The organism is Pontibacter sp. HJ8, from assembly GCF_054824225.1.
The window spans coordinates 1-4,654 of sequence record NZ_JSYF01000260.1; the positions used below are offsets into that span (position 1 = coordinate 1).

Genomic DNA, 4,654 nt, shown 5'->3' on the forward strand with positions numbered 1-4,654 from the left:
CTCAATCACTCATTCGCTCATTCAAAATTACCTCCTAGCTTCCCGGATAAAACCGCACATCTACCTGCGAGTCGAAGCCGAGGCCGAGGAGCTCGGAGGCGTTGCCTTTGTTGATGCCGATGCTGAGTTGGCCCAGGCTGTTGAACATGCAGCAGCAGTCCCCGTCGTCCACCTGGTTGTAGGTAGGGAAAACGCGGCCAATGGTTTCGCGGCCAAAATGGATGGTATAGGCGCGGCCATGTGCGATGGTTTCCACACTGTCGCGGGTAATGTTGGTGATCAGGTTGCCGTAGCGGTCCACATGGATAACGTGCCCTGTTATGGCGTGGTCGTTGAGGCGCAACTGGCGGTTGAGCAACTGCCGGAAGCTGGTCGTGCGCTCTCCCAGCACGTCGATGTCGCCGCCTTTGGCCAGGAACAGCGCCGCCGGTGCCAGCAAGTCTTTAGCAGGCGAAGGGAGAAACATATCGTCTGTTTGCAGCTCTACCACCACTTCCGGTTCCCCGTCCGTTATGAGCGAGAGCAAACCGTTGTCAGCCACCAGGAAATAATGGCCCCTGTACTTGGCAGCATGGTATTTGCCTCTTCTGCAACCGTGCGTATCGACGGCTATCAGGTGAACGGTCCCCTCCGGAAATTCATGAAAGACCGAACGGATCACAAATTCCGCCTGCGGAATGTTAAACGGCTCGATCCCATGGGATATATCCACAACGGTGGCCTGCGGGTTCAGGGACAGAAGTCTGGCCTTGACAGCAGCTACATAATGATCGGTGTATCCGAAGTCGGAGGTTAGCGTAATTACAGCCATAGAGCGAACTATAATTTGAGTAGATTTGTAATCTATATGTAACAAAATTAACTAATTTACAGAATATATTACCAACGTACTATATAATATAAGCATTTGGTAGAGAAAGTTATAACCTTAGAGAATATTTCTCTGATTGATTTTCTGGGGACAGAGAATCAGAATATCAAGCAACTGGCAGCCGCTTTTCCAAGCAGTAAGATTATCTCCAGAGGAAACGAGATTAAGATTCAGGGGCAAACGCCTGAGATAACCAAGATCCATGAGATCCTTTCTTCCCTGATCGACCACTATCATAAGTTCGGAAAGATTACGCATAACAGCGTAAATAGATACCTTTCAGCCGATTCTTTTACGGATGAGGATGTCATTGTGACTTCCCCGGATGTGATCGTGTACGGCAGCAAGGGCGGCGTCATCAAAGCCAAGACACCTAACCAGAAAAAACTGGTGGACCTGGTAGAGAATCATGACCTGGTATTTGCCCTCGGGCCTGCCGGTACCGGCAAGACCTATATCTCGGTGGCCATGGCTGTGCGCGCCCTCAAAAACAAAGAGGTGAAGAAGATCATCATCTCCCGACCGGTGGTGGAAGCAGGTGAAAACCTGGGTTTCCTGCCCGGTGATATGAAGGAGAAGGTGGATCCATACCTGCGCCCGATCTACGACGCCCTGGAGGACATGATCCCGATGGAAAAGCTGAAATACTACCAGGAAAGCAAGATCATCGAGATCGCGCCGCTGGCTTACATGCGTGGACGTACCCTGAGCAATGCCTTCGTGTTGCTGGATGAGGCACAAAACACGACTCCGGCTCAGATCAAGATGTTCCTGACCCGTATGGGCCCGACCTCGAAGGTGATGATCAACGGTGACCGCTCGCAGATTGACCTGCCGCACAGGCAGAAATCCGGTCTGATAGACGCCTTGCATACCCTGCGCAACGTGAAAGGCATCGGCTTCATAGAAATGCAGCCGGAGGACGTAATGCGTCACCGCCTGGTGCGTGACATCGTAGAGGCCTATACCCAGGCCGATGAAGAACGCCAGACTGCCCGGCTGGAGGCAGAGGCCGCCGGTGAAGGTGCACCTGTTCGGGTAAACGGACGCACAAACAAGGTATAAACGCTGAACGCATAACACAGGATGATTCAATTGATCCGTGCGGAACGTGAGCAGGATAAGAACGCCGCTTTCCGCATACGTGAGCAGGTCTTTGTGCTGGAGCAACAGGTGCCCCGAGACGCAGAGTATGATGAGCATGAAACGATAGCGCGCCACTACCTGGCCACCTGCGATGGGGTGCCTTGTGGTGCTGCCCGCTGGCGTACCACCGACCAGGGCGTAAAACTGGAGCGCTTCGCCGTGCTACAGGACTACCGCAACCGGAACGTGGGAGCCCGTATACTCGAAGCCGTACTGGAGGACGTAAGGGCAGCGCATGCAGACAAAAAAATATACCTGCACGCCCAGTTGCCGGCCGTTAATTTTTACAAGCGCCACGGCTTTGTGGAAGAAGGCGACCTGTTCAGCGAGTGCGACATCGAACATTATAAAATGGTCTACAAGGGCTGATGCGACGGTGGGCGTCTTACCCATTTGTTCGTGTTATCCTAAGCTTTATAGCAGGCATTCTGCTATACCTGTACACAGGCAGGGAGTTCAGGCACAGCGCTGAGCTCCTTGCCTTTTTTTGTGTCCTGTACCTGGCTGCATACCTGGTTGCTCGCAAAGTCAAAACCATGGAAGCCAATACGCTGGCAGGTATATCCGGTTTGCTTTGCTTCTTTGCGGGCGGCGTGTGGGCGACGGAAATGCATACTGCCTCGCACCGGCCGCTGCACCTGAGCAAGCTTACCGGCACTCCCTCCTATTATCTGGGCACCGTGGAAGACTATGTGGTGCAGAAGCCTGGTTACCAGAGCACGGTGCTTGCGGTAGAGCAGGTACAGGTAAACGGGCAATGGCTACCAGCCGAAGGCAAAGTACAGCTCTCCATACCGCATGATTCTGATCGGGCGTATGAAGTGAGCTACGGCGACAGGCTGCTGGTAAATGGAGCTCCTATACCTATGGCCCCTGCTGCCAACCCCAACCAGTTCGACTACCGCCAATACCTGGCCAACAAACAGGTTTACCACCGCCACTACCTGCAGCCACACCAATACCAGTTTGCTGGCTCCGATCCGCCCAACCTGCTTTTAAACTTCAGCATTCACCTTCGCCGCCAACTGGACGCGCTGCTAAAGGAATCCATCGAAGAGCGACGCGAATATGGCATCTCATCGGCGCTGCTATTAGGTGTAAAAGACGAGCTGGACAACGAAATCCTGAAAGTATACAACAACACCGGCACCACGCACGTGCTGGCAGTATCGGGGCTGCACGTTGGCCTGATTTATGGTGTGCTGATGGTATTTCTGGTGTATGTGAACCGGACACGCCGGCAAAAATTAGCAGTAGCAGCTTTCCTGATCACCTTTCTCTGGGTATATGCGTTTATCACCGGCCTGTCTCCTTCCGTACTCAGGGCTGTCATCATGTTCAGCCTGGTCACAGTAGCTCAAACTATCAGCCGGCAGTCTAACATTTACAATACCCTGTCGATCGCGGCGTTTTTTCTGCTGCTTTACAACCCCTATTACCTGCTGGACGTTGGATTTCAGCTCTCCTTCCTGGCAGTGCTGGGTATCGTATACCTGCAACCCCTGCTTTACAAAACCATAGTGTTTGACAACAAACTGCTGGATTATATCTGGGCGTTGCTCACTATTTCGGTAGCCGCTCAGCTTATCACATTTCCTTTGGGCTTGCTGTACTTTCACCAGTTCCCGGTTTATTTCTGGCTGGCTAACCTGGTGGTGGTACCGGTTTCTACAGGGGTGCTGTATACGGGTATGGCTGCCCTGGCATTTTCATGGGTACCTTTTCTGTCGACACTGTTGTTCCAGCTCCATTTCTGGACGATCTGGTTCATGAACGAGTTTTCCATCCGGGTACATCAGCTTCCGGAGGCGTTGATCACCGGCATTGACATCAGCCATGCGCAAGCCTGGCTGTTGTACGGGCTGATGCTGTGCCTCATCCTCTTCCTGGCCTTTAAACAGTTGCGCTATTTTGCACTGGCTACCGGGATCGTAGCCATTCTGGTAGTGCAGGAAATTACCGAAACACGGCAACAGCAGAAACAGCGCAGCTTTGCCGTATACAGCATGCGACAGGCAACTGCTTTTAGTTTCCTGCAAGGTCAGCAGGCTGCCCTCTTCAGCAACGGCATACTTACCCCGGAAAACTATACCTTCAACATACAGCCGCACCTGTGGCACAAAGGTGTGCAACAACCGGTGCAGTTCTCGCCTGACAGTGCGAAGGCTCCCTCTGGTATCAGCCATGCTCTGCTCCCCGATAGCAACAACCTGTATGTATGGCAGGGAATACGTGTATTGGTACTAACAAAGCCTCTCCGGGTACAGCCCAAAGAAGGGTTTCAAGTGGATTATGTGCTGCTGACGCAGAACGTTCGGGTGAAGCCCGAAGAGCTACAGCCTTTTAATTTCAAACAGCTCATCCTGGATTCGTCCAACAGCCCCTGGTACCTGCAGCGGCTGAGGCCGCAGCTAATTTCTGCCGGTATAGCTTTTTATGATGTGACGGAGCAGGGTGCTTTTGTGGAGGAGTTTTAACCTCTCCTTCTCCTCTGTTTCTAAGTATGAATTTATACTTCTTTCCAGCTTTTTATATTGAATTACGACCTAACTGTGCTTCAACCAATCTTATTTTATCTCCTGTCTGATGGGTCCTACTTTTCCCTATATACCGCAAGTTTAGCGTGAGCGCAACTTG

At 52.1% G+C, this 4,654-nt stretch carries 4 protein-coding genes; 3 read left to right on the plus strand and 1 reads right to left on the minus strand.

The annotated features are described in order from the left end of the window. Window positions 1-34: 34 nt before the first annotated feature. The gene (locus OB13_RS12135; protein ID WP_461490434.1) at window positions 35-811 is read right to left on the minus strand and encodes an SAM hydrolase/SAM-dependent halogenase family protein; all 777 of its coding nucleotides are present in this window, start codon (window positions 809-811) and stop codon (window positions 35-37) included. Between the two features lie 96 nt (window positions 812-907). On the opposite strand from OB13_RS12135, the gene OB13_RS12140 reads away from it, so the two are divergent. From OB13_RS12140 to OB13_RS12150, 3 genes are read left to right on the plus strand one after another with little or no spacing between them, the layout of a single operon-like run. Continuing rightward, the gene (locus tag OB13_RS12140; protein ID WP_461490435.1) at window positions 908-1,936 is read left to right on the plus strand and encodes a PhoH family protein; all 1,029 of its coding nucleotides are present in this window, start codon (window positions 908-910) and stop codon (window positions 1,934-1,936) included. Between the two features lie 21 nt (window positions 1,937-1,957). Further along, window positions 1,958-2,386, plus strand: a complete 429-nt coding sequence (locus tag OB13_RS12145) for a GNAT family N-acetyltransferase (protein WP_461490436.1) — start codon at window positions 1,958-1,960, stop codon at window positions 2,384-2,386. Then, entirely contained in the window at window positions 2,386-4,494 is a 2,109-nt protein-coding gene (locus OB13_RS12150) for a ComEC/Rec2 family competence protein (protein ID WP_461490437.1), read from the plus strand. Before OB13_RS12145 ends, OB13_RS12150 begins: the two co-directional genes overlap by 1 nt. Window positions 4,495-4,654 lie beyond the last annotated feature (160 nt).

Bases quoted from the DNA above. Each gene is read 5' to 3' on its own strand.
- OB13_RS12135 (WP_461490434.1), bottom strand. From the start codon at position 811: ATGGCTGTAATTACGCTAACCTCCGACTTCGGATACACCGATCATTAT.
- OB13_RS12145 (WP_461490436.1), top strand. From the start codon at position 1,958: ATGATTCAATTGATCCGTGCGGAACGTGAGCAGGATAAGAACGCCGCT.
- OB13_RS12150 (WP_461490437.1), top strand. From the start codon at position 2,386: ATGCGACGGTGGGCGTCTTACCCATTTGTTCGTGTTATCCTAAGCTTT.